Genomic DNA, 26,513 nt, shown 5'->3' with positions numbered 1-26,513 from the left:
GGCGGGGCCGTTGGGCTGCCCGGGCGTGCCGGGGGTCAACCAAGGCCCGCCGCGGCGACCAGCTGGCGCTCGTCGCGGCGCCAGGACGTCGCTCAGCTGATCGGCTGAGAGGATCCGACGGCGGGTAGCGGCCCGTTCGCGTCCATCCGCCATGGGGTAGACCGGGGGCATGCGCATCTTCTTCACCGGCGGCAGCGGCAAGGCCGGACGCCACGTGGTCCCCTACCTCCTCGAGCAGGGGCACCGCATCACCAACGCCGACCGTGTTCCGCTGGGCCTCGATGGTGTGCACGACCTGCGGGTGGAGCTGACCGACGCCGGCCAGGTCGTCTCGGCCCTGAAGGCCCCGGCCGGGTTCGACGAGCTCGACCTCGACGCCGTGCCGTCCTACGACGCGATCGTCCACTTCGCCGCCATCCCCGCGATCCTGATCGAACCGGACAGCGAGACGTACCGGATCAACGTCCTGTCGACCTACAACGTCTTCGAGGCGGCGATGGCGCTCGGCATCCCGAAGGTGATCTTCGCGTCGTCGGAGACCACGTACGGCGTCTGCTTCGCGCAGGGCGAGCGCAAGCCGGACTACGTGCCGGTCGACGAGGACCACCCGACGGTCCCCGAGGACAGCTACGCCATGTCAAAGGTGGCCAACGAGGTCACCGCCCGGTCGTTCCAGGCCCGCTCCGGCATCGACGTCTACGGCCTGCGGATCAACAACGTCATCGAGCCCCACGAGTACGCCGCGAACTTCCCCGCCTACGTCGAGGACCCGTCGCTGCGGCGGCGCAACATCTTCGCCTACATCGACGCGCGCGACCTGGGGCAGATGGTCCAGCGCTGCCTGGAGACCGACGGCCTGGGCTACGAGGTCTTCAACGTCGCCAACGCCGACACCTCCGTCGCCGCGACCACCGAGGAGATCCTCGATCGGTTCTACGACGGCGTGGAGGTGCGACGCGAGATGGGACCGCACGAGACGTTCTACGCCATCGACAAGGCACATCGGCTGGTGGGGTTCGACCCCGTCCACACCTGGCGCGACGAGCTGGATGCCCCCGGCTGACGAGGGCTCGTAGGCTGCCGGCCCATGGCTGATCCCCTCCTCCCCTCCCGCCAGCTCGGTGACCTGCCCGTCGGTGCCGTCGGGCTGGGCTGCATGTCCCTTGCCTCGATGTACGGCGCGGCCGACGAGGTCAGCGCCACGGCTGCGGTGCACCGGGCGATCGAGCTCGGCGTGACGATGTTCGACACCGCCGACGTGTACGGCGCCGGGACCAGCGAGCGGCTGCTGGGGGCCGCAGTTCGGGACCGTCGGGACGACGTGGTGATCGCCACCAAGTTCGGCATCGTGGCCGACCCCGAGGACTACAGCCAGCGGACCATCTCGGGGCACCCCGACCACGTCCACCGGGCCTGCGACGCCTCCCTGGACCGGCTCGGCGTCGACCACATCGACCTGTACTACCAGCACCGCGTCGCCACCGACGTCCCGGTGGAGGAGACGTGGGGCGCCATGGCCGAGCTGGTCGCCGCCGGCAAGGTCCGCCACCTCGGCATCTCCGAACCATCGGCGGAGTCCTTGCGCCGGGCGGCGGCTGTGCACCCGGTCGCCGCGGTCCAGAACGAGTGGTCGCTGTGGAGCCGGGAGGTGGAGGAGGAGATCCTGCCGCTGTGCCGCGAGCTCGGTGCCGGCTTGGTCGCCTACAGCCCCCTCGGCCGAGGGTTCCTCACCGGCACCGTGACGTCGACGGCCGACCTGGGCGAGACGGACTTCCGCCGCGAGCTGCCCCGCTTCGACGACGACAACCTGCAGCACAACCTCGACCTGGTGACGCAGGTGCGGGCGATGGCGACCGACCGCGGGGTCACGCCGGCCCAGCTGGCGTTGGCCTGGCTGCTGGCGCAGGGCGACGACGTCGTGCCGATCCCCGGCACCTCCAAGGCCACGCGGGTGGAGGAGAACGTCGCCGCCGTCGCCGTCGAGCTGACCGACGACGAGCTGGCGGCCATCCAGGCGGTCTTCGCCGACGGCGTGGCCGGTGCCCGCTACCGCGACATGTCATGGGTGGGCCGGTAGCCGGGTAGAGACTGGGCATGCGCCACAACCCCGACACCGTCCTGTCCGATGACGACGTCGTCAAGGGCGTCATCCGCCGCAACCCGTGGGCGACGATGATCAGCCACGGCGACGACGGGCTGGTCGCGTCGCACTACCCGTTCCTGCTGGACGAGACGGCCGAGGACATCGTCCTGCTCAGCCACGTCGGACGGCCCGACGAGGAGCTGCACCAGCTGGGGACCCGCGAGGTGCTCGTCGTCTTCGAGGGCCCCAACGGCTACGTGTCACCCAGCTGGTACGGCACCAGCCCGGCGGTCCCGACGTGGAACTTCGTGGCCGTGCACTGCCACGGCACCCCGGAGGTGCTGGACACCGACACCAACCTCGACGTGCTCGAACGGCTGGTCGACTACTTCGAGGCGCCGCTGCCCGAACCGTTCCGCCTGCGACGGGACGCCGAGAACAGCGACTACGCCGACCGGCTGGTGTCGGGGACGGTCGGGTTCTCGCTACGGGTCGAGCGCTACGAGGCCAAGGACAAGATGAGCCAGGACAAGCCGCCGGAGGTGGTCCAGCGGGTCATCGAGGCGCTGCGCCAGGAGGGCCCCCACCACAACCCCGCGTTGGCCGAGCGGATGGACGCCCACCAACGCCTCCGCCCACTGTCCGAGGACACCTGACCCCTCCCCCGGCGTGTGCGGTCCACGACCTCCCGAGCCGCCCAACGCACCCACCCCCTCCACCGGCCTGTGCGATCCCCGACCGCTCCAGCCGGCCAACGCACCCACCCCCTCCCCCGGCGTGTGCGATCCCCGACCGCTACAGCCGTCCAACGCGCCCACCCTCCTCCAACGTGTGCGATCCCCGACCGCTCGGGCTGTGGAACGCGCACGCCGGCTGGACCCGGGTGACATCGACCACCCTCCAGGCCGCCGATCGCACACGCCCGCCCGGCCACGGGGACGCGGCCGCCCGAGCCGTGGGCACGCGAATAGGCTGACGCGCATGCCGACCGACGACCGCTCCCCCGACAAGCCCACCGACGCGCCCACCCACGCCGCCCCCGCCGCAGACACCGCCGCAGACACGCCGAGCGCAGACACGGTGACGCCCGAGCACCGGCCGCCTGCTGGGGCCAGCGCGGCGATGACATGGGCACCCGACGGCCACGAGTCCCTCGACGTCACCGCGACCGCCGGGTGGACGGTGCTGCGTCGCGAGGAGTCGCCCGCCGCGGAGATGTTCGCCGTCGCCTACACCCTCGACGGCGCCGACCCCGGCGAACGGCCGGTCACGTTCGTCTTCAACGGCGGCCCCGGCGCCTCCTCGGCCTTCCTCCACGTCGGGCCATCGGACCTCGCCGGATCGTCGTCCCCGACGACGGCTCGCTGCCCGCCATGCCCGTCCGCCTGACCGACAACGACGCCTCTTGGCTGCCGTGGACCGACCTGGTGTTCGTCGATCCCGTCGGCACCGGCTTCTCCCGCCCGGTCCCCGCCAAGGACGGCAAGGAGAACGGCAAGGACGCCAAGGCCGACGACCCGGGCTACTACAGCTTCGCCAGCGACCTGGCCGCCCTGCGCGAGTTCACCTCCCGCTGGCTGTCGGCCAACGGCCGCTGGGCCTCACCCGTGTGGCTGGCCGGCGAGAGCTACGGCGGCTACCGGATCGGCCGCCTGGCCCGCTCCCTCCCCGTCGACGAAGGCGTGGGCCTGTCCGGCGTGGTGCTGATCTCCCCCGCCATGGAGCTCGCGCCGCTGACGATGACCGACTACTCCGTGGAGGGGTTCGTCGACGTGGTCCCGACGATGGCGGCCGCAGCCCTGCACCACGGGAGGATCCGCGGGGTCGACGACGCCGCCGGGGTGGAGGAGGTCATGGCCGCCGCCACGAGCTTCGCCGCCACCGACTACGTGACGTTCCTCGCCCAGGGCGCGGCGATGGCCCCCGAACGACGAGCGGCGGTCCTGTCCCGTCTGGCCGACCTGACCGGACTCGACCCGGCGCTGGTCGAGCGGCTGCACGGCCGCATCCCGATCGACCGGTTCGTCCGTGAGCTGCTGCGCGACGAGCAGCAGGTCCTCGGCCTCTACGACGCCACCCAGACCGTCGTCGACCCCTTCCCGGACCGCGAACCCTTCGGCGGCGCCGAGCACACCCTCCACGGCATGACCGCGGCCTTCACGATGGGCGCCAACCAGGTGATCCGTGGCGAGATCGGCGTGGCCACCGAGCGGCAGTACCACCTGCTCAGCATGGCGGTGAACAAGGCATGGCGGGCCGACGAGGACGCCCACGCGCTGGAGAGCCCCGGCGGTGCCACCGACGACCTCCGCTATGGCCTTGCCGTCAACCCGCACCTGCAGGTCCTGGTCGTCCACGGCCGCCACGACCTGGTGACGGCGCTGCACACCTCGCAGCGGCTGGTCAACCAGATGCGCCTGGACCCGACCGCCGCCGGCCGCGTTCGCCTGCGTGCCTACGACGGCGGCCACATGTTCTACACGCTGGGCCACAGCCGCTCGGCCTTCACCGCCGACGTCGCCGAGCTGTACGGGATCACGAGCCCGGGGTAGCACGGATCGAACAACCTTTGTGAACCGGGTTCACGAGACGGTGTCCACCGTGTAGCGTCCCCATGGCTCCAGTACAAGGAGCGGGAGGCTCTGCCATTGCGCCTCCCGCGACACGCGATGAGGGGGACGGCCGCCCGGCTCCACCGGGGCGGCCGTCTGCTGCGACAGCAACGGTCCGGTCATGGACGGGCGTCCTGACCTCCGCGGCTCAGCGGACGAGCGCCTCCAGGCGCGCGACGGTGTCGGGCGTGACGGCGGCGGTGCCACCGACGACGAGCAGGTGGCCGATGACGCGATCCTGCTGGGCGATCAGGTTGGCGGTCCACGACGAGGCGTCGAGGTCGATGCCATCGACCAGCAGCAACATGCCGCCGACCCCTCCGGCGGCGGCCGCGGCCGCCAGCCCGTCGGGCCAGTCCCGTCCGGTCGCCACGTAGGCCACGGACGGGTCGACGCCGCGTCGCTGTGCCTCCAACGCCACGTCGTGGCTGGTGGCGTAGCGGTCGGGACCGGCAAGCCGGATCACCGAGGACGTGCCATGCGTCGCCTCGGCGGCGATCGTCTCCGACACGGCCGCCTCGCCGCCGACGAGCAGCACCTCCTCGACGTCCAGCAGGCGTTCGGCAGTGGGGAAGGGCATCACGTCGACGGTGGTCAGCAGGATCGGCACACCCAGTCCGGCAGCCAGGCCCGAGCCGGTGACGGCGTCCGGCCAGCCGCGTGCGGGGTCGTTGTTGGCGCCTTCGGCCAGCACAACGACGTCGCCGATGCCGATGGTGTCGGCGACCAGCCCGGCGGTGGCGAAACGATCCTCTCCCGCCAGGCGGTCGACGGCCAGGCCCAGCGAAATCAGGTCCTGCTCGACGCCGGCAGGGACGGCCGATGTGCCGCCCAGCAAGATGACCCGGTCGGCGCCCAGCCGCGTGATCTCCGCGGCCACGTTGGGCTCCAGCCGGGGTGCGGTGGTCAGCAGGAGCGGGGCGTCCAGGGTGGCCGCCAGGGGCGAGCCGGTGAGCGCGTCGGGGTAGGCCGACCCGGTGGCCAGGACCACGGTGTCGGCGCTGGCCCGACGGGATGAGAGGGCGACGGCGGTGGCGACCCGGTCGGCCCCACCGACGCGGCCGATGGTCGGCGCCGGACGGTTGTCGGGCTGAGGCTCCGCCGACGGGCTGCCCACGACATCCCCGCCGGGATCGGTGGGGAACGGGCCGAGGCCGGCCTCGAACGGGTCGAGCCGACGGCCGCAGGTCGTCTGGGTGATCGGGTCGCACTGCTCGAACCGGGTGATGCCGCCGAAGTTGCCGGTCCACACCGACCCGTCGGGGCCGACCTGGGTGGCCGCGTAGAAGGAGTTGTTGGACGGAAAGCCCGTGGTGGGGACGGTCAGGACCGCTTCGCCGGTCTCGAAGTCGATGCCCTCGAGGGTCCACACGCCGTCGCGCGACCCGATGCCGTAGATCATCCCGGTGGCGGCCGACATGCTCGGGATGCCGTTGGGGATGGAGATCTCGGGGTTGGCCCACACCTCCTCACAGGTCCGCGTGGTGGGGTTCCAGTCGATGCGCTGCAGCCCGGTCGGCTGGTTGCCGGGCAGGCCCGACAGCAGCTGGCTGTAGGGGGCGAACTGCGGCGGGAACTGGCCGAGCACGGGGTCGAGCTGCTGGTAGTTGTCGACCACGACCACGGCGTTGCCGCGGACCAGGAGCGACTGCTCCGACAGCGACGACTCGGCGTCCTCCTCGCCGAAGGTCACGGGGAACTCACACGCGATCCGCGGGTCGTAGCCCTCGGCGATCGGCTGCCACCCGGCGGGGATGTCGTCGCGCCACAGCAGGACGACATGCATCAGGTCACGACCGTCGGTGATGGCGACGAAGCGGTCGTCGCCGGCGTCGGTGCCCATCAGGGACGGCGTCGACCCTGACCCCACTCCCAGGCGACCACCACCGCCGATGCCGGTGCCACCCGCCGCGTCGTCGGTCGGGTACGCCGCCCGCCAGGTGAGGGTGGGGGCCGCACCGTCGGGGGCGTCGACGCGGTACTGGGCGGCGGAGGTGACGACGTAGATGCCGCCCTGCTCGTCGGCAGCGATGGAGTTGGAGACGCTCTCCAGCTGGTCGTCCTCGACGGCCGGATCTGTGCAGGCGTCACCGTTGAGGGACAGGACCTGCAGCTCGTCGGCGTTCATGCGTGCGGGCTGACGGGGGACGACGCCGACGACCCCGAGCTCGGTGGCGAAGGCGATGCGCCCGTCGGCGGCCATGGTGATGCCGACCAGCTTGTCGGTGTCGCGGCACAGCGCCTCGGTGGGCAGCGCGAACTGGTGCAGCCGGGCCACCGGGGACATGCGGTCACCGGGGATCGCGTCGCCGTAGACCTCCACGGCACCCTCGCGACCGACGATCAGGTGGTCGTCGGCGTCGATCAGGTTGTAGGCGCCGCTGATGGAGCCGGGGCCGGGTGCTTCACCACCCTCGAGGGTCGGGCTGAACCGGTCGATGAAGCTGTTGGTCTCGGGGTCGAACTTGAAGATCGAGCCGTCGAAGCCGACCGTGGACCCCCAGGCCACGCGACGGCCGTCGGCGTATGGCGTGGAGAACTGGATCTGGATCGGCGCGTCGAAGAGGAAGTCGTGGAAGACGTCGACCTCCTCGGCCGGTCCGGCCGGGCCGGGCAGCGGCGAGGACGCCTGCGCGTAGGGACCCCGGTGCGAGGCCGACCAGATGGGCTGGGCCAGGTGGGGGTTGCAGGGCGGTTCGTTGCCGTCCGGCGCCTCGACGGTGACGCAGTCGCGCGGCCCGGCCTGCGCGTCGGCAGGTGGCGCGCCCCCGAGCAACGGGACGGCCAGGACGAGGGTCAGGAGGAGGACGGGAGCGCGGCTCATGTCGGGCAGGGTGCCGCCCGGGAAACCAGAACCTCAAGAACCGAGTGACCGATCAGTCACGCACCGTCACGCAGGAGGCAGAAACCGAGCGTGGCCGGTCAGCCGTCGTCGCCGGTGAAGTCGAGGACGAACAGGCCCTCGTCGAGGGTCGAGACCACGATGGTCCCGGAGTCGAAGAACGGGTAGACGTTCCATGCGCCGCTGAAGCCGGGTGCGTCGACGCCCGGGTCGACGTCGAAGTAGCCGACCTCCTCCAGCTCGCCGTTGCGCAGCCCGTCCTCGGTGTAGCGCAGCACCCGCAGTCCCGCGGTGTAGTTGGCCTGGAAGATCAGGTCGTCGACGACGTAGAGGTTGTGGTCGGTGGCCAGCGTGTCGTGCGCGAAGGCCGTCACGGCCGCGCCGTCGAAGGACCCGTCGGCGTCCTTGGCGTCGAGGTCGGCCAGCTCGACCCAGTAGGTGGTCGTGCCGCCGGTGAGGGCGCCGACCCGGGTGTTCAGCTCGTCCAGCTCGTCGCCCCAGATGAGGAAGTCGTGGTTGCGGCTGAGCCATCCCTGGTGGGCGTAGAACCCGGTGACCCCGTTGTCGGTGCCGACGGTGCCGGCGCCGTTGCGGTTGACGTAGTCGAGGGTGTTGATGATCGTCGGCTGGGCGTTGTCGGTGACGTCGACGATGTTGATCTCGTCCTCGTCGAAGGTGAAGCACAGCTCGGCCTGGGTGCCGTTGGACGGGTCACCGTCGGCGTCGCCGTGGGCGTAGCTGCCGTTGTAGTCGGTGTCGGGGCCGCGGTAGATCGTGCACTGGGCATCGTGGACGGTCAGGCCGTGGTCGAACCGGCCGGAGAACGCCGGGGCCAGCGGGTCGGCGATGTCGACGATGAACATGCCCCGGCCGTTGAAGGCGTCCACGCCGACCAGGAAGGCGGTGTCGGTCTCCTCGTTGATCACGAGGTTGTGGAACCCGTCGAGGGCGAAGGCGCCCGTGCCACCGGTCCAGGTGGCGTCGGCGGCGATGACGCGGGTCGGGTCGGCCGGCAGCTCGACCAGGGCGTTCAGGTCGACGATCTGCAGGCCACCACCGCGCTCGCTGACGATGTAGGCATGGTCGTTGTTGACCTTGACGTCGCGCCACAGGGCCCCGTCGGGTTCGTCGCGGTCGCCGCCGGCGTTGGGCAGCTGCGCGATGACCGTCGGGCTGGTCGGGTCGGTCACGTCGACGAACGCGGTGTTGCGTCCGGTACCCATGATCGCGATCTCCTGGCCGTCCGCGGACGTCCAGCCCCACGAGTCGTTGCCGAGCGCGCCGCCGAGCCCCGCCAGGGGGACCAGCCCGAGCAGGTCGACGTCGTCACAGCCGTACGGGCCGGCCACCCCAGCGGTGCACGCCACGGCCTGGCCCGGCAGGGCGGTGTCCAGCGCCGCCAACCCCGCGGCGGAGACGTCGTCGGCCATCAGGTACGCGCCGATGGCCTTGATGTCGTGGGCCGATCCGGCGGACCAGTCGGGCACGGCAGCAGACCAGGCGACGGTACCCAGGAGGGCGACGATCAGCAGCAGGTTCGACGTTCGCTTCATGACGGCTCCTCGTGCGGGGTCCGACCTCGGTGTCGGGGCTCCTGCCGGGGGTTCGCGATCGACTGCCACATTCCTGCTTTTCGCCCCCACGAATGACACGGAAGTGACGGTCATTCAGGTCCACGCACGATCGCGGCGGCGTCCATCGGACACCGCCGCGATCCCCCTCACTGGCTGGTTCGGTCGGGTCAGGCCCCGACCTCGAGCGTGCCGGTCATGGCTTCGTGGCCGGGCACGGCGCAGATGTAGTCGTAGGTGCCGGGCTGCAGGTCGAGCGGGACCTCGACCGTGCGCCCGGCCGGGATCTCGACGTCCACTCCGGCGTCCTCGATCGTGAACGTGTGGCGGAACGGATCGGCGTTGTCGACGACGAGGCGCTCTCCCGTCGCGACGGCCAGCTGGTCGCCGTCGACGAAGACGGCACCCTCCGTCCGCAGGACCACATCGCCCGGGTCGGCAGCGACCGACGACCCGACCACGAACGACGACACGACGGCGACGACGACCAGGCCGGCGAGGCTGCCGAGCGCCACGACCCTGGTCCGTCGGGCGCCGGTCGAGGCACCGCGCAGGGCGGCCACGGCGGCGACCATGACGACGACTCGCAACGGCAGCGAGGTGACGCCGTGCACGAAGTCGATGGGCGACTCGGGGTGGGCCAGGCCGGCCAGCGCGAACGGGGCACCACCAGCGGTCCCCAGCAGGCTGACGACCAGCAGGCCGATGCGGCCGACCTTCGGGCGTCGTGGCAGGACGGCCACACCGGCGAGGCCGAGCACGCCGAAGGCGAGCAACGGGGGGATCAGCCCGGCGAGGGGCTGGATGGCGAGGTCGGCGACCGCCACGACCGCGGCCAGGATCGCGAGGGTGCGGTCCCAGCTACCGTCGGGGGTGCTGCCCCCGGGTGGGTCGAGGTTCGTTCGGTCGGTGGTCGGGGCGGTCAGGTCAGCAGTCATGGCAGGTCCTCTCAGTGGGGGTGGTGGCGGGTCAGGCGGCGACGGTCAGCTCGGCGGCCATGCCCTGGGTGAAGTGCGGGGGCCCGGTGGCGGGCAGGTCGGCAGCGGTGCCACCGCCCTCGGCAAGTGCGGCGAAGGCGTCCGGTGTGGTGCCGACGGGGATGAAGCAGACGAGCAGGTAGCGGCCGGGCTGGTCGAGCACGACCGGGCCCTCCGGGGCGAAGCCGGGCGCACCGCCGGGTGGGGCGATGAGGACGCCGGCGAACTCACCCGGCGGTGGGGCGTCGGGGCCGCCCTCGGCCAGGATCTCCTGGGCCGAACGGGTCTCGTCCTCGGCCAGGCGGAAGACGACGGCCTCGTGCGGTTCGGCGTCGGGTGCGCCGACGAGCGCGAGCTGGGTGCCGGCGCTGACCTCGCCGGGCACGCCGTCGTAGGCGTAGTCCACGGCGGTCAGCTCGAGGGTGTCGCCGGCCTCGGCCGCCGCCTCCTCGGTGGCCGTGGGTGCCGCCGCCTCGGCGGCCGTGGGTGCCACCTCCTCGGTGGGGTCGGCGGTGTCGGATGCCGCGTCGGCGGTGTCGGATGCCGCGTCGGCGGTGTCGGATGCCGCGTCGTCGCTGCCGCATCCGGCGAGGAGCAGCAGCAGGGCGAGGACGGCAGCAGCGGTCGTGGGGAACGGGTGTCGGGTGGTGAGTGCCATGTCGCCACCGTCGTCCTCGTCCCGACGGCGGCCATCCGCACCACTACGTAATCCGGGGCGACGCGGCTACGTACGGTCCGTCGCCGGTCGGCCCACGGTCCCCAGGACGAGGGACCCCGCACCTGGCAGGGCGAGGCGGTGGATGTCGCTCAGGCCGGCCCGGGCGAACCAGCCGGCCAGCCGTGAGTACGGCCAGATCCCGCCCTGCGGATGGCGCAGGTGCAGGCCGATCTCGTAGGCGGTGATCGTCTCGTCGATCTCGCCGTCCTCCCGGAGCAGCGGCTCGGCCACCGCCACGGTGCCACCGTCGACGGTTGCCCGGACCGCCCGGCGGAGGATCCGCAGCACGTCGTCGTCGTCGAACAGGTGCAGCACCCCGCTGAGCAGCACCACATCGGCGTCGGCCGGCAGGGGATCGACGAGCAGGTCGCCAGCCAGGAGTGAGAACCGGTCCGCACGGGAATCGAGGCGGTCGGCAAGGACGCGCAGGACCTCCGGGCGGTCGACCACCGTGACGCGGGCGTCGGGATGTGCCTCGACGACCAGCTGTCCGACGGGCGACATGCCGCCACCGAGGTCGAGGAGATGCATCCCGGCGCGTCCCACGGTGCGTGCCACGACCCGGTGCGACGGCAGCATCCAGTCCGCGAGGACGGGCGTCAGCGTCGGGTACAGGTGGGCGGTCGGTTCGGGCGGTCCACCGTCGACCACGCGAGGCAACGTGCGCCAGCGGCGCAGGGTGTAGCGCAGTCCCGGTTCGTCGACCCGTGCGGCCACGCGACCGTCGGGGGTGCGGGCCACGGCGCCGGCGAGCTGCAGCTGGCGGACCAGCACCTCGCACGGCTTGGGGTCGAGGCCCGCTGCCACCGCCAGGGCACCCACGTCCATCGGGCCCGGGGCCAGCAGCCCGAGCAGACCGCGTTCCAGCGCCAGGTCCGCTGCGGCGACCAGGCCGGCAGCGTCGTTGAGCCGTTGCAGGGCCAGCATGGCCGTGCCCTCGGGGATGGTGGGCTCGGCGAGCGGGACGGCGTGCTCAGCCATCGAGGACGGTGACGGTGCCGGCTTCACCGTCGACGCGCAGCCGGTCGCCATCGTGGATCGCGGTCAGGGCATCGCCGACGCCACAGACGGCGGGGATGCCCAGCTCGCGGGCGACGATCGCCGCATGGGAGAGGGGTCCGCCGTGGGTGGTGACCACGCCACCGCACCGTTGGAGGACGGCGGTCCACACCGGTCTGGTGTAGGGACAGACGAGGATCTCGCCGTCCTCCAGGACCACCACGTCCCGGTGATCGGCGACGATGCGAGCCGTGCCCTCGACGACGCCGACCGAGGCCGGCACGCCGTGATGCACGTGGCCTTCGGGCGTCCGGTCCGCGGGTGGGGTCCTGCCCCCGAACATCGCCTCGACGGTCCAGGCGATCCGTTCGTTGACCACCCGCAGCGCACGCGGGGCGAACCGCAGGTCGGGAGGACCGCCCTCGGGAGGTGTCGTCGCGCCGATGACCGCGGGCGGGGTCAACCGGGTGAGGCGCCGCAGGGTCGCGTCCCGTTCACGGGCGGCCTCGGCGACCGCTTCCGGGATCGTTGGGGTGCCGCCTGCGGGCACAACGGCCGCGACGAGCTCCTCAGTGGTCAGGCACAGCGCCTGCTCGGACGTCTCCAGCTGACCGGACGACACGAGCGATTCGCCGACGTGCAGGGCCGCCATCCGCATGGCCCCGATGGCCGCACAGAGGGCCATCCCCTGACGATCTCGTTGGTGGTGCTGTTCCCACGCGGCACGGATGCCGTCGTGGGTCCACGCGGGGGCATCGGCGAGCAGCCTGTCGGCCGCACCCTGCCGGTCAGCTTCGGATTCCTGCGGATCGTCACCGCCGTCGAGGAGGCCGACGAGCACCTCCACCAGCGCGGCGGGCCGTTCCCCCAGGGTGCGCGCGTCCACGTCGATGCCCATCGACTGCACCCGGGCAGCCTGCAGCAGCTGGGTGACCGCCCGGCCGAGCTCGCCCGGACGGTCGGCAAGGTGGGCGAGGACCTCGGCGGCGCGGGTGTCGACGTCCGGGCCCGCACCGACGGTCCGTACCGCGTCGACAGCAGCGGGGTCGGTCGCCATGGTCCGTGCGAGGTCGCGCATCAGGCGGGCCTGGCGCCCGGTGTCGGTGCCGGCCCGCAACGGGCCGGAGACGATGCGCTGGGATCGGGTCCTGCTCATCCCGGAGCGCTCCAGCGCCCGGCCGGCCGCGCCGACCCGCTGCGTGCTGACCCGGAGGACCCACCGGTAGTGCAGCTCGAAGAGCTCGTCGAGCAGCGCGACGATCCGCGTGAGGCTGGCCGCGGCGTCGGCGGCCAGCCGGCTGGGGCTCGCGAGGTCGGCCAGCTCGGCCGCTGCCTCCTCCCAGTCGTACGCCACGAGCTCGCGTTCGTGACGGGTGACCGCGTCGTCACGGAGGAACGCGTGGGCGGCCCGGGCACGGCGGCGCAGCTCGGGGTGCACGCGCGCGAGGATGCCCATCACGATCGCGGGGGGCGGGCCGCCGCGAGCATCCTCCGGGGCGCCCGCGAAGGACATCTGGCTGTAGGCGTGCCCCCCGATGCACCGGTGCTCCAACCGCGTCATCAGCGCCCCGGCTTCAGCCAGGCCCTCGCCGAACACCCGGGTCCGCAGCGCGTGCAGCCTCGGCGCCAGCAGCGGGGGGACCGGGCTGGAGGAGTACGCCCCGTCGTGGACCCACACGCCGGGTGGGGCCGCCCACACCGGGAACGAGGTGAGGGGGCGGGCCTGCAGCACCACGACGTCACCACCCCCGTCGCGCACGCCGAACTCCACGTCGACCCCGGTGCCGAGCAGCGCGGCGCACTGGTCGGTCAGCGACGCGATGCGTTCCGCCTGGCCGTCGGTCAGCACCCGGTCGCCGTCCACGGTGACCCCACCGTCGGGACCCACGCGGTGGGCGACGCCCGGGTCGAGCCCGTCGGTGACCGCGGCGTGATGGCCGATGACGGCGTGGATAACGCGGTCCGGTCCGCCGTGCAGCGGGTCGGTGGAGAACGCCACGCCCCCGGCGGCGAGCTCGACGAAGGGCATGACGATCACCGGGATCGGGCCGTCGCCCTCGGCGTCGCGGACCGTGGCGATGGCCCTCCCTAGGGCGTCGGGGGCGATCCGCAGCAGGCTCTCGTACCGGCCGGCCCCGGAGGTGGCACCCCCGTCCTCGGCGGGTGAGGAGGATCGCACCGCGTACCGGGCGGCGTCCAGCGTCGCATGGGCCTGTGCGGCAGCGGCGTCGGGTTCGGGATGGTCGGCGGGCACGGTGACGGCGCGGGGGACGGGCAGCTCGGCGGCATGGAGCTCGGCCAGGTGCAGCGCCTTGCCGCCGAGCAGGTCGCGGTCCCCGGGGGCGGGAGTGTGATCGGTCAGGTCGATGACGTCAGCCATGTCTCGATCGTGCGGAGGGGAGGTCATCGGCGCGTACGCAGTCCTACGTAACCTCGTCGGCGGTCGTGCCGATCCGGTCGACCTCGAGGTCGTGGTCGCGCACGCGGACTGCCAGGGCGTGGCGCGAGGAGATCCCCAGCCGCTGGTAGACGTGGTCGAGGTGGGTGGTCACGGTGCGCACGCTGACGAACAGCCGCTCGGCGATGTCGGCGTTGGTCAGCCCCTCGGCGACGAGCTGGGCGATCTCCTGCTGGCGGGCCGTCAACGGACCGGCGGAGCGACGGTGATGCGACCGCCGCACACCCGCCGCGCGCAGCACCGCCTGGGCGGCGTCGACGTCGAGCCGATCACCGAGGTCGGTGGCGATGTCGACGGCCCGGTGGGCGAGCGGAACGGCGGCCGACGCGTCCCGGTCGACCAGTAGCTGCGCCACGGCGCGGGCGACCCATGCCTCGAGCCGCTTCAGGTCGAGGGCTGCCACCCGGTCCGCGGCGTCGGCGCCCCTGGCGGCGAGCGCCGCCGGGTCGACGTCGGGGTGCACGGCGTCGAGGTGGATGGTCGCGAGGTCCGCCAGGACGCCGGGGACCGTGTCGGGCCCACCCATGGCGCGCAGCCGGGCGATCTCCTCGGTGGCTCGTCCCGTGTCACCCCTGTGGACGGCGAGCAGCGCGCGGGCGGCTCGGTTGAGGGGTGGCATGACCGAGTGCCCGTGTGCCGCCATGCGCAGGTCGACCGACGGGTCGTCCTCGCCGCGACGCGCTGCGGCGATGGCCTTCAGGTCGTTGAGGCACGTGTCCGCATCTGCCGGCGGCAGGCTCGGGTCATCGGAACGCGACACCAGGGCAGCGCTGTCCCCCCTCCACGCGAGCGGCAGCGCGGTGATCGCCCGGTACCCACGCATGGTCTCGGCACGGGCTCGACCGTAGGAGCCGAGGACGCGAAGGTGCTCCTCGACCGTCTCGTCGTGCCCGGTGAGGTGGGCGAGCAGCAGCTGCGAGAGCACGACTCGCCACCGCACCGCCGGTGTCTGCACTGCCTCGGCGTAGGCATCCACGCTCGCGATACGAGCCCTGATCGTGTCCGACGAACCGCGGAACGCCGAGACCTGGATCAGCACCATCGACGCGCGCAGCGGCAGCAACAACATCCCCTGCAGCAGCGTGTCCTCGCCGCTGTCGGCAAGGGGCGTCGCCAGCTCGACGGCCGTGTCGAAGTCGCCGCGGTCCTGGGCTGCCATCGCCCGGATCAGGTCCGTCACGAGCGGATCGGTCCCGTCGAGGACCTCCGCTGCCACCGCCTGGAGGGCATCGCTGATGCCGAAGCTGAAGGCGAGGTGGGCCTTGCGCCACGGAACCCCGGCCTCAACTGCTCCCGCGGGATCGATGGCAGTGGCCCGCTCCAGGCACGCCATCGACTCCTCCGGGCGTGCCATGTAGTACAGCACCGTCGCGCGCTGGGCGAGCAGCTCGACGGCCAGCTCGGGCTGCTCGTCCTCGTCGACCATGTCGATGGCGCTGCGGATCACCGCATCGGCGGTCTCGTCCTCGTTGAGGCGACGCCACACCACCCCGAGCTGGCCGAGGAGGGGTGGCAGCGGTCGCGCGGCCGAGCGGCGGGCGATGTCGACGGCGGCCTGGGCGTGCAGCAGCGCCTCTCGGGGTGCGTACCGGCGGAGGGCGACGACTGCGGCGGCGCCGAGCACGTCGATCGCGCGTCCGGGGTCGGTGCGTCGGCCGGCGAGGCGATGGTGGCGGGCCAGCCGTCCGAGCTCCTTCCCGCCGGTGGGCACGTCCGTGACCTCGCCGGCGCGTTCGAGGACCGCGACGAAGGCGGCATGCAACCGGGCACGACGACGTTCGCCCAGGGCCTCGTAGGCGGCCTCGCCGATCAGGGGATGCGCCGCCGCGACGGTGCCGTTGCGGCCGTCCTCCTCCGCCAGGGCTGCGGCGACGAGCTCGTCCACCGCGTCCTCGACCACCTCCAGCGGGTGGCCGGTGACCTCGGCGAGCACGTCGAGCGTGGTCGGCGCGTCTGCAGCCCCGAGCGCGCCCAGGACGTCACCGGCAGGGTCGGACACGCGGTCGCGGCGGGCGGCCAGCATGTCGGTGATCTCCGCCGGCACGCCCGGTTCGGTCCCGGGGACCAGGCCGAGCCGGCCGTCGACCCCGGGGCGGACCAGCCCCTCGTCGCGCAGGTGCCGGGCGAGGGAGGTGACGGCCAGGGTGTTGCCGGCGGCGCGGTCCCGTACGAGCTGGGTGAGGGACGGCGCGGGTGGGGCGTCGAGATGGGTGGAGAGGATCGCGGCGACGGCGTCCTCGTCGACCGGGCCCAGGCCGAGGTCGACGACCCTCGCGGCTCGTCGCAGCGTCGTCAGGGTGGTCCGCAGCAGGGGCCCGGCATCGGCATCCCGGAAGGTGAGGGCGATCGTCAGGGGACCGTCGCCGAGCGATCTCGACAGGTGGGCCAGCGCGCCGAGCGTGCTGTCGTCGGCCCAGTGCGCGTCGTCGATGACCAGCCGGACCGGGGTGCCGTCGAGCCGGCTGACGAGCCGTCGCAGGGCGTCGAGGCGGCGGGTCCGTCGGATCCGGTCCCGGTCCGCCTGCGCGTCGACCGGTGGGGCCGGGAGGCCGTATCCGGGCAGCAACTCACCGAGGTCGTCGAGTCCCTCCAGCAGCTCGAGCTGTCCTGCCGGCGTGCAGCCGTCCAGGTGGTGGGTGATCGCGTCGATCAACGGGGCGAACGCCAGCTCGGCGTCGAGCTGGTTCGCCCGCCCGTGCAGGGTCAGGCCGCCCTCGAGGCCGTCGAGCGCCTCGCGGAGCAGCCTCGTCTTGCCGATGCCGCCCGGCCCGTGGATCAGCACGACGCGGCCGGCGTGGCGCAGCCCGTCCTGCGCCAGCTCGAGCTCGTGTGCCCGCCCGACGAACATCGGCATGGTCGGGGCAGCGTACCGCCGGCGCTCGCTCCCCGGCCGGTCCCGTGGGCAGTTCGGGTTCAGGCGCCCTGGTTGCCGGCCCGGCGGCGGCGCTTCTCCTCGTACATCGCCCGATCGGCGGCCGCGACGGCACCGGCGAACCCGGTCTCGATCGAGAACGGGGCGAACCCGATCGAGGCCGCGAGGTCGGCCGCGTCGAACGCCTCGCGGATGCGCGCGATGATGACCTGGGCGTCGGCCACGGTGGTGTCGGTGGCCAGCACCGCGAACTCGTCGCCGCCGACCCGGGCAACGTAGTCATACGGACGCATGCAGGAACTGACCACCAACGCGGCGCTCTGGATGATGACGTCGCCGGCGGCATGGCCGATCGTGTCGTTGATCTCCTTCAGCTCGTCGAGGTCGACCAGCAGGACCACCGCCGGGTCGCCGAAGCGTCGGTAGCGCCCCTCCTCTGCCTCCAGCGCCCGCTCCCACCCACGGCGGTTGAGCAACCCGGTCAGCACGTCGGTGTCGGCGGCCAGCTCGGCCCGTTCGCGGAGGCGCGCCTGCTCGGTGCGGTCCAGGTCGCTGGCGAGGATCATCGACAGGAGGTTGGTGAGCAGCTGCAGGAGCGGCTCGTGCGCGGCGAAGTCGTCGGCCTGCGACTGGGGGTCCAGCCCGCAGAGGGTCCCGAACAGCGTGCCGTCGCCGTAGGTGATGGGGATGCCGACGTACGCGCCGATGTCGAGCTGGTCGCCGACGGGGACGTCGGCGTAGGCCGACACGGCCGACACGTCAGGGGCGACCCGCGGCCCTTCTCCTGCCACCATCCGCACGCAGAACGAGCCGCTCCATGGATGGGACCCTCCGGGGCCGGCCCCGTAGACGTCGTCGCGCACCTCGAGGTACAGCTGCCGTTCCCCGTCGAAGCGCGTGACCGCCCAGTAGCCCAGCGGCACGTGCTCCTTGAGGAAGTCCACGACGATGCGCGACGCCTCGTCGAAGTTCATCAACGTGCTGATGCTCGGGAGCTCGGGGGCCGGCACGGGTGGAACGCTCCTGACGATGGGTACGGACCCCCCACAGGCCTTGATCGGCGATCTAGACGCCGACCTGAGCGAGCCGGAGGCGGCGCACGGGGCCGGCGGCCACCGCCTGACGATGGTAGGCGGCGACGCCCCGTCGGGCGGGCGCCTCAGCCGTGGGTGGCCCTGCGGCGCCGCTTCTCCGCGTACATCGACCGGTCAGCGGCAGTGACCGCCGCGGTGAACCCGCCCTCGGGGGTGTAGGGGGCATGGCCGACCGACGCGGCAACGTCGACCTGGGCGAGGGCCACCCGCATCCGGTCGACCATGTCCTGTGCCTGCGACTCGGTGACGTCGACGGCGAGGACGGCGAACTCGTCGCCACCCAGGCGGGCCACGTAGTCGTAGGGCCGGGTGCAGTCCTCGATGATCTGTGCTGCGCTCTGGATGACGACGTCGCCGGCGACGTGGCCGAGCCCGTCGTTGACCTCCTTGAGGTGGTCGAGGTCGACGAGGATCACCACGGCCGGATCGCCGAGCCGTCGGTAGCGTCCCTCCTCTGCCTCCAGTGCCCGTGCCCATCCCCGTCGGTTGAGCAGTCCGGTCAGCACGTCGGTGTCGGCGGCCATCTCGGCACGTCCTCGCAGGCGTGCCTCCTCGAGCCTCGCCAAGTCGCAGGAGAGGACGGTCGACAGCATGCTGCCGAGGAGGTCCAGCAGCGGGCCGTGCGGGCGCAGGACCGTGGCTCGGGACTCGGCGTCCGTCGCAACGGCGTCGTCGCGTGCCCGGAGGTGGACGCGTCCGTCGTCAGCGGATCGAGAGACCGTCCAGCCGTACGGCCCGACGTGGTCGGTGAGGAAATCCACGACCAGATGGGTTGCCTCGTCGACGTTCATCAACGGGTCGATGCTGGGCAGATCCGTTGGCGACGCCAGGTCGATGATCACGCTGGTGTCGCCGAGCTGCCCGCTCGGGGGATCCAGGGCCATGCAAGCTTGGTACCCCACCCGCTGGGGAATGACGCACCGGACGACGTCGCGAGTGATCCCCGTGTGTCAGACGGTTTTCCCTGGGCGGACCTTCTCGGCCTTCTTGTCCCGCTTCGCCTGCTTCTTCTCCTTCGGCGACTTCGCGGCGGCGGTCTTGGTGCTTCTGCTGCCCTTGTCCTTGGCGGCCACGGTGGGCCTCGTTCCTCGCCGGGGTAGGACGGCGGATGCGAGCGTACTCCCGGCCGAGGTCGACTGGGCGCAACGCTGATGGGGAGCGGGCACAGCCCTCGAGACGGAGGCTTGCGGTGACCGACCTGCCCCGCTTGCCCGTGCCCCGACTGAATGGAGGCCTTCTTCGGGCTGGCGTGATCCGTTGTCCGCCGTTGTCACGGCCTGTCGGGTGTGGTCGGTCCGGGCACGCGTCCGATCGCGGAGTAGACGGTGCCGGCCATGGCCTCGCGGTAGTCGACCCCGACGAGGTGTCCCTGGATGGAGGTCCAGGGCTGGACCTCGCGGTACTCCGGTCCCACGCCGAACGGGGCGTTGATCGAGGTGACGAGGCGGATCAACCACTCCGGCCAGCCGGAGGGTTCGCGCAGCCCCACGAGGCCGATGCGGGTCCCCGGGTGGAGCTGGTCGACGAGCCGGGCGATGACGTCGTCGTGGTCGGGGACCATCTCCATGGAGAAGGCAGAGATGACGGCTGCGGTGTCCGACGGCACGTCCACCTCGCGGGAGTCCGACCGGCGCAGCTCGACGTTGGCCAGCCCCTCCTCCCGTACCCGCTCGTGGGCTCGCTCGAGCATGCCCGCGGAGATGTCGTACCCCACGACGCGCCCAGTCGGTCCCACGGCGCGGGCGAGCGAGACGAGGTTCCAGCCGCTGCCCGTCCCGAGGTCCACCACGGTGTCGCCTGCACGCAGGTCGAGCGCGTCGATCAGGTCGCGCTGCAGCCGCCGCCCGCCGATCCAGTCGTACGGAGCGGCCAGCCGGTCGTACAGCGGTGCGAGCCGGTCGTACAGGCCAGCGACCTGGGGGCCGGTCCTGAAGCGAGAGTCGGGACGATGAGGCACATGCCGGGGGTACCCAAATGAGGCGAACGTCATTCACCGGGGCGCCGCTGACAGATCCGTGAGTGTCGTTATCCTCGCCACGATCGTCCGTCACGCCACCCGGGGGGCAGCCGTGAAGTCTCCAGACCATCCAACCCTGCGCAGGACGCCGCCACATCCGACGTTGCGCGCGGCGACGCTGGCGGATCGGGCCGCGACCGTCCTGTCCTGGCTTGCCCTCGCCGTGGGTGTCGCCGCCCTCGCGTCCTTCCTCACCCTGCTGGGTTCCGTATCGCAGGGAAACGGCGGCGTCCTCGCGGCGCCGCTGGTCGGGGGGGCCGCCTCGGCGTTCGGCCTGTGGGCCACGAGCGTGGCGCTGCGGCTGGGGGCTGCGGTCGCCCGGGAGCTGCGGCAGCAGACCGACCTGCAGGCCCGGATGGTCGGCCACGACGCCTGACGTCCCGCCACTGGAAGGCGACCGCACTCCTGCCCGTCGACGAGGAACGGGCAAGAACATCGAGGACTACGCCATCGCCTCGGCGAGGTGACGGATCGACAGGGGGTAGCGGTACTCGATGCCCATGTGGGAGGCATCGAACAGCTCGAAGTGGCTGACCGTCGCCCCCGCGGTTTCGCAGGCCGTCGCGAACGCCTGGGCGCCGAGGTCGAGGAACCATTCGTCGCGTCGACCGGCGTCGATCCAGATCGCGCGCATGGATCGCAGCGCGTCGGCGTGGCCGGGTGCCATCCTGACCGGGTCCCACGCCTGCCAGCGTGCCCACACGTCCTCGTCGAGGAGGCCCGTGGACGGATCGACCGGGTGGTTGACGGTGCCGTCGGGGTCGGCGCTGTAGCAGCACGCCATCGCGTAGGACTCCAGGAGGGAGGCATCGGAGGCCTTCGACAGGGCCGGCCGGCTGCGGAAGTCCTCGAGGAACGCCTGCCACGACCCGTCGTAGCTGTCACGGAGTGCCCGGGCGCCCGCGGCCTCGTCGTGCAGGTAGGCCAGCTCGAACCCGGCGTCGCCCGCGTGGGTGGCGAACGCGCCGAACACGTCGGGGTGCAGCATGCAGTTGACCATCGCGCCGTACCCGCCGGAGGACTTGCCGGTCAGCGCCCGGTGGTCGCGGTCGGCGAGGGTGTCGTAGTGGGCGTCGACGAACCCGACGATGTCCTCTGCCAGGTAGGTGGAGTAGCGCCCCGTTCCCGGTGAGTCGAGGAACTGGCTGCCCCCGACGGAGGTCCACGCGTCGACGTGCACGACCAGCGCGCGGGGCACATCGGGGTCGGCGAACAACGCGTCGAGCCGTTCGAGGTAGGTCGGTCGGAACGGGGCACGGTTGGCCCACATGTCGACCTGCCCGGTGAACCCCTGCAGCTGGTAGACGACCGGTAGTGGCCCGTCGGCGCCGGGCGGCACGTACACGAGCAGCGGCCTGACGTGCGGGTCGCCGAGGGCGTTGCCCCGGAGGGCTGCGCTGTCGACCAGGTGGGTGTCCAGGCGGCCGGCCAGCTCGGTGGACCAGGGCGCGCCGGCGGTGGGCGGGATCATCGGCATCGTCGCGGATCCTATGGCCGGGTCGGTTCGCGGTACACCGTTGTCGGGTGGTGCACTACGGGCATGGAGATCTGGCACAACCCGAGGTGCAGCAAGAGCCGGCAGGCCAAGGGCCTGCTGGAGGACGCCGGCGTCACGTTCACCGAACGCCGCTACCTGGAGGACGTGCCGAGCGCCGAGCGGCTCGCCGAGGTCGTCGGGATGCTCGGCCTTGCCCCGCGGGAGCTGGTCCGGACGGCCGATGCGAAGACGCTCGGCCTGCAGATGGATGGCCTGGACGACGACGCCGTCATCGCGCTGATGGCCGCCAACCCCCGCATCATCGAACGGCCGGTCGTGATCAGCGACGACGGCCGGGCGGTCGTCGGTCGCCCACCCGAGCGGATCACCGAGCTGCTGGGATCCTGACCCGCCGCGTTCGACTCTTCCCCCTGTGGACAACCTGATCTGACGTGTTTTGTCGTGGGATGATGTGTCCCATGACGATCTCACCACCACCACTCCTGTCCGCGCACGACACACCGCCGATCCGCTCGACCGATGACCTCCAGCGGCACTGGCAGCGCCTGATGGGCGAGCTCGGGTTCGGCAGCCGACGGCTGTGGATCACGATCCTGGACAGCCGGGACCGGGTGCTGCCGACCCTCCCCGTGATCGAGGACGTCCCCGTGGTCCCGAACCGGCCCCTTGCCGCCACGATGCTGGACACCCTCGCCTGGACGCTGGAGGACGACCGGTCCGGCTGGTCGGCCGGCATCCTCCTGACCCGTCCCGGCGCGACGATCGTCACCCGGTCGGACCGCTCGTGGGCGCGGATGCTGGCGGAGGAGGCTGCGACCCGTTCCGTCCAGCTCCGCACGACGTTCCTCGCCTCCGACACCGCCGTGCGACCGATCACGGGCACCGACGCGTGGATGCAGACCACCGACCGCCTGGCCTCCTGACGCACGAATCGGGCGTCCGCTCGCTCAGCGCAACAGCGTGAGGGTGCCGTCGGCGTTGGTGAGGACGATCCCGCCGGGGATGGCGTGGCGGTCGAGCAGGCCGTCGGCCGCGACCGCCCAGACGGGCTGACCGTCGGCCATCCCGTACGCGGTGAGTCCCTCGTCGGTGACGGCGTAGTACAGCCCGTTGGCGAACGGGGTGCCCGACGCGCCGAGGTCGAGGAACGAGCCGACGCCGCTGCCGTCGAGCAGGTCGAGCAGCTGGACCGGCGAGGGCGCCCCGACGCCACGCAGCACGCCGTCGAAGGCTCCGGTCAGGTCGACGGGAACGGGGCTGCGCCAGCGCACCGCGCCGGTCTCGACGTCCAGGGCCACGGTGCCGTCGCCGCCCGCGAAGCTGGCCAGCAGCGTGCCTCCGGGGATCAGGACCATGTGCCGGACCTGCGCTGCGTCTTCGGTGGGGGTGAAGTCCCATTCGCGCTGCCCGACGGTGTTGATGGACCAGATGGTCTCGCCGTCGAAGACCACGACCCGCTCGTCGGTGAAGACGAAGTCGCCGTCCTCACCGATGGGTCCGACGAACCGCTCGTCGCGCGGCGTGCCGTCGGCCAGCTCGGCCACCCGGACCGTCCCGTCGGTGTACGCGGCCACCGCATCGGACCCCCTGCGCACGAGCTCGCCGCTGAGGAGGGCGCTCAGCTCGCCGGTGAGCGGGTCGAGGCGGTCGACCCTGTCGACGTCGCCCAGCAGGACCCCGCCGTCGTCCAGCAGGACGGCGAACAGGCCGCCGTTGTCGGGCGTCGTGGTCGACCAGACCTCCTTGCCGGCCTGGCGGTCCAGCCCCACGACCCGCGCGTCCGCACCCTCCGTCCGCTGCACGACGACAACCGTCTCGCCCGTCACGACCGGGGCGGACAGGCCGCCCGCGAACGGGGCCGACCACCTGGACTCGCCCGTGTCGAGCTCGACGGCGTCCAGCCGGCCACCGGTATCGGTGTCGACCGCGACCACCACCAGGTCCTCGTCACCCGTGACGCCGACGACGTCGCCGGGGAGTGCGGTCGTCCACGCCGGTGACGGTGCGCTGGCGACGGGGGCGGGAAGGCGTTCCTGGCCACCGCTGTCGGACAGCAGGTACCCCTCCTCCTCCGGCACGAACGGTGGTTGGTCGGACGTCGGAACGCCGCTGGCGGCCGGTACCCCCGCTGGTGGCGACGGCGTGGCCCCGGGGGTCGGTGGTTCCGCCGGCGTGGCTGCCGTCGCGGCGGCGGGTGTGGCGGTCGCGTCGGGGCCGGGCGTTGCGGTCGGCGCAACGGGGGTGGCGGGCGCGGCTGCGGGGATCGTCGATGTGGCAGGTACCGCGCCGGCCACCACGTCCGGGTTGGAGTCGGCGCGCAGGAGGAACAGCGCCCCGCCGACCCCGAGGGCAGCGATCAGTCCGACCGCCAGCAGCCCCCACGCCCAGCGTGTCGTGTCGCCGGGGACAGGAGTCTGCGGCGCAGGCCTTGCCTCCGGCAGTCCGGGCGGCAGCTGGCCGGGAAGCCCGAGCTGGTCGGGACGGAACACGATCGTCTCGCGTGCTCGGGAGGGCGTCCGGTGTTCGTGGCCGCACGAGGCGCACGTGGAGGCCCCCTCGGCCATCGGCCGCTGGCACCCGTCGCAGTTCATCGCCGCTCCGATCCCTCTCGTGGACGAGCCTAGCCCGCACCCATCCGGCGGCCGGTCGCCGCAATGCAATCGTCAGCGACAGCCGCCCCACCGTGTCGTCGAACCGGCCACCCGTCGCCGTTGGGCGACACACCAGACCGGCCCGACCACCACCTTGCCCCCACTGTGTCGGCGAACCGGCCACATGTCGCGGTTGGCCGACACACCAGAGGCAGCCTCAAGACTTCGTTGCAACACGACACTTCGAGGTGGAGGCGGTAGGTCATGGTGAGGTCGAGGGCCAAGGGTGAGAAGCGGTGGTTGCGGTTGCCTGATGAGGTGCGGGCGGAGGTGATCCGTCGGGCACGAGCCGGTCAGGGCCGCCGGCAGATCCTTGAGGAGGTCGACATCTCCGTGGGCAGCTTCCTCAACGTGCTCAAGCCGTTTGGTGGGGTGTTGCGGGCAGAGCTTGCGACTGATCCCTCACCGCACCGGTTGTCGCTTGATGATCGGGTGGAGATCCGGTTGGGGATCGGTCGGGGCGAGACCTATCAGGCCATCGCCGATCGGGTCGGCCGGCACAAGTCCTCGGTGTGGCGCGAGGTGGACCGCAACGGTGGCCGTGAGGCCTACCGGCCGATGCTTGCCCACAAGCGTGCCCACGAGCAGGCACGGCGGGCCAAGCCGACCAAGCTCGCCAGCTGCGCGGAGCTGGCCGGCCTCGTCGAGCACGGCCTGCGCAGACTGTGGTCGCCCCAGCAGATCGCTGCAGATCTCAAGGAGCGGTTCGGCGACGATGAGTCGATGACGGTGTCACACGAGACGATCTACAAGTCGCTGTACGTCCAGGGGCGGGGCGAGCTGCGACGCGAGCTGACGTCGTGCCTGCGGACCGGTCGGGCCAAGCGGGTCCCCTCCGGTCGATCTCCCCGGCCACGCATGCACGACATGGTGATGATCAGCGAGCGGCCCGCGGAGGTGGAGGACCGTGCCGTGCCCGGTCACTGGGAGGGCGACCTGATCATCGGCAAGGACGGCAAGTCCGCGGTGGGCACCCTGGTGGAGCGCTCCACCCGTTACGTGATGCTGATGCACCTCGATGGCGACCGGACCGCCGCGACGGTGCGCGATGCCATGACCACCGCGATCACCGGGCTGCCCGAGCACCTGCGGCGGTCCATCACCTGGGACCAGGGCATCGAGATGGCCGAGCACGTCCAGTTCACCATCGACACCGACGTGCCCGTCTACTTCTGCGACCCCCACTCGCCCTGGCAACGCGGTTCCAACGAGAACACCAACGGGTTGCTGCGCCAGTACATGCCCAAGGGCACCGACCTGTCAGTCCACACCCAAGCGAACCTCAACGACTTCGCCGAGAGCCTCAACACCCGCCCCCGACAAACCCTCGGCTGGAAGACACCAGCCGCCCAACTCGCCCAACTTGTTGCACCCACCGGTTGACATCAAGAGAGGGGGTCGGCCACCCGGTCCGCCACCTGGTCAGCGCATCCGGCGCCGTTGCGCTCGTGGACGACGAGCGCTCCCTGCGGACGACATCGGACCCGCAGGCGGGCGTATCGTCGAGCCATGACGCGACGGACCTACGCCACCGACGAGATCGAGGTGGGTTGGGACGCCTCGCTCTGCATCCACACGGCCCGCTGCCTGAAGGCCGCGCCGGAGGTGTTCGACGTCCACCGACGACCATGGATCGTGCCGGATGCTGGATCGGCCGAGGAGGTCATCGGCGCGGTCGCGAAGTGCCCGACGGGGGCCCTGACCGTTCGCCGGATCGGCAACGTGGATCCGGCCGAGGCGCTGCCGGAGCAGCCCAACGTGTTGCTCGTCCCCAACGGCCCGTTGATGATCCGTGGGCAGGTCGAGATCGTCCAGCCCGACGGCACGGTCGTGCGCCGATCCAGCCGGGTGACGCTCTGTCGCTGCGGGGCCAGCGAGAACAAGCCGTACTGCGACGCAAGCCATCGGCGGATCGGGTTCTCCACCGCCGACGAGGCCCCCGAGCCCGAACCCCTCCCCCGGGTGCCCGAGGCCGAACGCGAGTCCCCGGCCGACTGCGGCTGATCGCCGCTCACTGGCCGGTCCCGCCGGACCGGCCAGCCGGGCGTTTCGGGGAGGCGCGGGGGCTGCATCGTATCCACCCACGCCATCGGAGGGCGAGGACAACCGAACATCGTTCAT

23 protein-coding genes are annotated in these 26,513 nt (G+C 72.1%); 10 read left to right on the top strand and 13 right to left on the bottom strand.

Going from position 1 to position 26,513, the window contains the following annotated elements; translation table 11 throughout:
- Nucleotides 1-169 precede the first annotated feature (169 nt).
- The 5 genes from DVS28_RS01135 (at nucleotide 170) to DVS28_RS01120 (ending at nucleotide 4,635) form a co-directional block, all read left to right on the top strand.
- Nucleotides 170-1,063 (top strand): NAD-dependent epimerase/dehydratase family protein, encoded by an 894-nt coding sequence (locus DVS28_RS01135; protein ID WP_114589810.1) that lies wholly within the window; start codon nucleotides 170-172, stop codon nucleotides 1,061-1,063.
- Between the two features lie 24 nt (nucleotides 1,064-1,087).
- Nucleotides 1,088-2,077, top strand: coding sequence for an aldo/keto reductase (locus DVS28_RS01130; protein WP_114589809.1), 990 nt, complete (start codon nucleotides 1,088-1,090; stop codon nucleotides 2,075-2,077).
- Between the two features lie 17 nt (nucleotides 2,078-2,094).
- The gene (locus tag DVS28_RS01125; RefSeq protein ID WP_114589808.1) at nucleotides 2,095-2,739 is read left to right on the top strand and encodes an FMN-binding negative transcriptional regulator; all 645 of its coding nucleotides are present in this window, start codon (nucleotides 2,095-2,097) and stop codon (nucleotides 2,737-2,739) included.
- A 325-nt stretch (nucleotides 2,740-3,064) separates the two neighbouring features.
- A complete protein-coding gene (locus tag DVS28_RS29090; protein WP_216826320.1) occupies nucleotides 3,065-3,472 on the top strand; it encodes a hypothetical protein in 408 nt (135 codons plus the stop codon).
- Entirely contained in the window at nucleotides 3,457-4,635 is a 1,179-nt protein-coding gene (locus DVS28_RS01120; RefSeq protein ID WP_216826319.1) for a S10 family serine carboxypeptidase-like protein, read from the top strand. The genes DVS28_RS29090 and DVS28_RS01120 overlap by 16 nt, the downstream gene beginning before the upstream one ends.
- Nucleotides 4,636-4,843: 208 nt before the next feature.
- Here the strand turns inward: DVS28_RS01120 and DVS28_RS01115 are convergent, their stop codons facing one another.
- The 11 genes from DVS28_RS01115 to DVS28_RS01065 form a co-directional block, all read right to left on the bottom strand.
- Nucleotides 4,844-7,519, bottom strand: a complete 2,676-nt coding sequence (locus tag DVS28_RS01115; RefSeq protein WP_114589807.1) for a cell wall-binding repeat-containing protein — start codon at nucleotides 7,517-7,519, stop codon at nucleotides 4,844-4,846.
- 98 nt (nucleotides 7,520-7,617) lie between these two features.
- Nucleotides 7,618-9,090, bottom strand: coding sequence for a choice-of-anchor B family protein (locus DVS28_RS01110; RefSeq protein WP_164709765.1), 1,473 nt, complete (start codon nucleotides 9,088-9,090; stop codon nucleotides 7,618-7,620).
- A gap of 188 nt (nucleotides 9,091-9,278) precedes the next feature.
- Nucleotides 9,279-10,046 carry a cupredoxin domain-containing protein gene (locus DVS28_RS01105; RefSeq protein ID WP_114589805.1) on the bottom strand — a complete coding sequence of 256 codons (768 nt, stop codon included), beginning with the start codon at nucleotides 10,044-10,046 and terminating at the stop codon, nucleotides 9,279-9,281.
- A gap of 31 nt (nucleotides 10,047-10,077) precedes the next feature.
- On the bottom strand, nucleotides 10,078-10,743 hold the full coding sequence (locus DVS28_RS29085; protein ID WP_216826318.1) for a hypothetical protein: 666 nt from the start codon (nucleotides 10,741-10,743) through the stop codon (nucleotides 10,078-10,080).
- A 66-nt stretch (nucleotides 10,744-10,809) separates the two neighbouring features.
- The gene (locus DVS28_RS01095; RefSeq protein WP_164709764.1) at nucleotides 10,810-11,784 is read right to left on the bottom strand and encodes a methyltransferase; all 975 of its coding nucleotides are present in this window, start codon (nucleotides 11,782-11,784) and stop codon (nucleotides 10,810-10,812) included.
- Complete coding sequence (locus DVS28_RS01090; protein ID WP_114589804.1) at nucleotides 11,777-14,182, bottom strand: PEP-utilizing enzyme; 2,406 nt, start codon at nucleotides 14,180-14,182, stop codon at nucleotides 11,777-11,779. Before DVS28_RS01090 ends, DVS28_RS01095 begins: the two co-directional genes overlap by 8 nt.
- Before the next feature lie 43 nt (nucleotides 14,183-14,225).
- Nucleotides 14,226-17,114: a helix-turn-helix transcriptional regulator gene (locus DVS28_RS01085; RefSeq protein WP_114589803.1), complete on the bottom strand. Its 2,889-nt coding sequence runs from the start codon at nucleotides 17,112-17,114 to the stop codon at nucleotides 14,226-14,228.
- Between the two features lie 59 nt (nucleotides 17,115-17,173).
- Nucleotides 17,174-18,142: a sensor domain-containing diguanylate cyclase gene (locus DVS28_RS01080; RefSeq protein ID WP_216826317.1), complete on the bottom strand. Its 969-nt coding sequence runs from the start codon at nucleotides 18,140-18,142 to the stop codon at nucleotides 17,174-17,176.
- 149 nt (nucleotides 18,143-18,291) lie between these two features.
- Nucleotides 18,292-19,110 (bottom strand): GGDEF domain-containing protein, encoded by an 819-nt coding sequence (locus DVS28_RS01075; RefSeq protein WP_114589802.1) that lies wholly within the window; start codon nucleotides 19,108-19,110, stop codon nucleotides 18,292-18,294.
- Between the two features lie 66 nt (nucleotides 19,111-19,176).
- On the bottom strand, nucleotides 19,177-19,299 hold the full coding sequence (locus DVS28_RS29845; RefSeq protein WP_281273506.1) for a hypothetical protein: 123 nt from the start codon (nucleotides 19,297-19,299) through the stop codon (nucleotides 19,177-19,179).
- A gap of 197 nt (nucleotides 19,300-19,496) precedes the next feature.
- Entirely contained in the window at nucleotides 19,497-20,183 is a 687-nt protein-coding gene (locus tag DVS28_RS01065) for a class I SAM-dependent methyltransferase (RefSeq protein ID WP_164709763.1), read from the bottom strand.
- A 112-nt stretch (nucleotides 20,184-20,295) separates the two neighbouring features.
- Here DVS28_RS01065 and DVS28_RS01060 point away from each other — a divergent pair, with 112 nt between their 5' ends.
- The gene (locus tag DVS28_RS01060; RefSeq protein ID WP_164709762.1) at nucleotides 20,296-20,619 is read left to right on the top strand and encodes a hypothetical protein; all 324 of its coding nucleotides are present in this window, start codon (nucleotides 20,296-20,298) and stop codon (nucleotides 20,617-20,619) included.
- Between the two features lie 66 nt (nucleotides 20,620-20,685).
- Here DVS28_RS01060 and DVS28_RS01055 read toward each other — a convergent pair whose 3' ends face one another.
- Nucleotides 20,686-21,720, bottom strand: coding sequence for an alpha/beta hydrolase (locus DVS28_RS01055; protein WP_216826316.1), 1,035 nt, complete (start codon nucleotides 21,718-21,720; stop codon nucleotides 20,686-20,688).
- A gap of 63 nt (nucleotides 21,721-21,783) precedes the next feature.
- Between DVS28_RS01055 and DVS28_RS01050 the strand changes: the two genes are divergently transcribed.
- Together DVS28_RS01050 and DVS28_RS01045 are read left to right on the top strand one after the other, a co-directional pair.
- Nucleotides 21,784-22,128, top strand: coding sequence for an arsenate reductase family protein (locus DVS28_RS01050; protein ID WP_114589797.1), 345 nt, complete (start codon nucleotides 21,784-21,786; stop codon nucleotides 22,126-22,128).
- A gap of 71 nt (nucleotides 22,129-22,199) precedes the next feature.
- Nucleotides 22,200-22,664, top strand: a complete 465-nt coding sequence (locus tag DVS28_RS01045; protein ID WP_114589796.1) for a hypothetical protein — start codon at nucleotides 22,200-22,202, stop codon at nucleotides 22,662-22,664.
- A 24-nt stretch (nucleotides 22,665-22,688) separates the two neighbouring features.
- On the opposite strand, the gene DVS28_RS01040 is transcribed toward DVS28_RS01045, so the two are convergent.
- The gene (locus DVS28_RS01040) at nucleotides 22,689-24,230 is read right to left on the bottom strand and encodes an outer membrane protein assembly factor BamB family protein (RefSeq protein ID WP_164709761.1); all 1,542 of its coding nucleotides are present in this window, start codon (nucleotides 24,228-24,230) and stop codon (nucleotides 22,689-22,691) included.
- A gap of 366 nt (nucleotides 24,231-24,596) precedes the next feature.
- On the opposite strand from DVS28_RS01040, the gene DVS28_RS01030 reads away from it, so the two are divergent.
- Together DVS28_RS01030 and DVS28_RS01025 are read left to right on the top strand one after the other, a co-directional pair.
- The gene (locus tag DVS28_RS01030; RefSeq protein ID WP_216826300.1) at nucleotides 24,597-25,775 is read left to right on the top strand and encodes an IS30 family transposase; all 1,179 of its coding nucleotides are present in this window, start codon (nucleotides 24,597-24,599) and stop codon (nucleotides 25,773-25,775) included.
- 126 nt (nucleotides 25,776-25,901) lie between these two features.
- Nucleotides 25,902-26,396, top strand: a complete 495-nt coding sequence (locus DVS28_RS01025) for a (4Fe-4S)-binding protein (RefSeq protein ID WP_114589794.1) — start codon at nucleotides 25,902-25,904, stop codon at nucleotides 26,394-26,396.
- The last annotated feature ends 117 nt before the right edge of the window (nucleotides 26,397-26,513 follow it).

It is taken from the genome of Euzebya pacifica, assembly GCF_003344865.1.
Lineage (GTDB): Bacteria > Actinomycetota > Nitriliruptoria > Euzebyales > Euzebyaceae > Euzebya > Euzebya pacifica.
The sequence above is the reverse complement of the archived record's forward strand: the minus strand, read 5'-3'. Positions and strand labels throughout refer to the sequence as shown.

Excerpts from the sequence above, each read along its gene's own strand:
- DVS28_RS01105 (WP_114589805.1), bottom strand. The coding sequence starts at position 10,046 with ATGACTGCTGACCTGACCGCCCCGACCACCGACCGAACGAACCTCGAC.
- DVS28_RS01075 (WP_114589802.1), bottom strand. The coding sequence starts at position 19,110 with ATGGCCCTGGATCCCCCGAGCGGGCAGCTCGGCGACACCAGCGTGATC.
- DVS28_RS01050 (WP_114589797.1), top strand. The coding sequence starts at position 21,784 with ATGGAGATCTGGCACAACCCGAGGTGCAGCAAGAGCCGGCAGGCCAAG.
- DVS28_RS29090 (WP_216826320.1), top strand. The coding sequence starts at position 3,065 with ATGCCGACCGACGACCGCTCCCCCGACAAGCCCACCGACGCGCCCACC.
- DVS28_RS01045 (WP_114589796.1), top strand. The coding sequence starts at position 22,200 with ATGACGATCTCACCACCACCACTCCTGTCCGCGCACGACACACCGCCG.
- DVS28_RS01055 (WP_216826316.1), bottom strand. The coding sequence starts at position 21,720 with ATGCCGATGATCCCGCCCACCGCCGGCGCGCCCTGGTCCACCGAGCTG.
- DVS28_RS01090 (WP_114589804.1), bottom strand. The coding sequence starts at position 14,182 with ATGGCTGACGTCATCGACCTGACCGATCACACTCCCGCCCCCGGGGAC.
- DVS28_RS01130 (WP_114589809.1), top strand. The coding sequence starts at position 1,088 with ATGGCTGATCCCCTCCTCCCCTCCCGCCAGCTCGGTGACCTGCCCGTC.
- DVS28_RS01110 (WP_164709765.1), bottom strand. The coding sequence starts at position 9,090 with ATGAAGCGAACGTCGAACCTGCTGCTGATCGTCGCCCTCCTGGGTACC.
- DVS28_RS01120 (WP_216826319.1), top strand. The coding sequence starts at position 3,457 with ATGCCCGTCCGCCTGACCGACAACGACGCCTCTTGGCTGCCGTGGACC.
- DVS28_RS01115 (WP_114589807.1), bottom strand. The coding sequence starts at position 7,519 with ATGAGCCGCGCTCCCGTCCTCCTCCTGACCCTCGTCCTGGCCGTCCCG.
- DVS28_RS01085 (WP_114589803.1), bottom strand. The coding sequence starts at position 17,114 with ATGCCGATGTTCGTCGGGCGGGCACACGAGCTCGAGCTGGCGCAGGAC.
- DVS28_RS01135 (WP_114589810.1), top strand. The coding sequence starts at position 170 with ATGCGCATCTTCTTCACCGGCGGCAGCGGCAAGGCCGGACGCCACGTG.
- DVS28_RS29085 (WP_216826318.1), bottom strand. The coding sequence starts at position 10,743 with ATGGCACTCACCACCCGACACCCGTTCCCCACGACCGCTGCTGCCGTC.
- DVS28_RS01125 (WP_114589808.1), top strand. The coding sequence starts at position 2,095 with ATGCGCCACAACCCCGACACCGTCCTGTCCGATGACGACGTCGTCAAG.
- DVS28_RS01095 (WP_164709764.1), bottom strand. The coding sequence starts at position 11,784 with ATGGCTGAGCACGCCGTCCCGCTCGCCGAGCCCACCATCCCCGAGGGC.
- DVS28_RS01030 (WP_216826300.1), top strand. The coding sequence starts at position 24,597 with ATGGTGAGGTCGAGGGCCAAGGGTGAGAAGCGGTGGTTGCGGTTGCCT.
- DVS28_RS01025 (WP_114589794.1), top strand. The coding sequence starts at position 25,902 with ATGACGCGACGGACCTACGCCACCGACGAGATCGAGGTGGGTTGGGAC.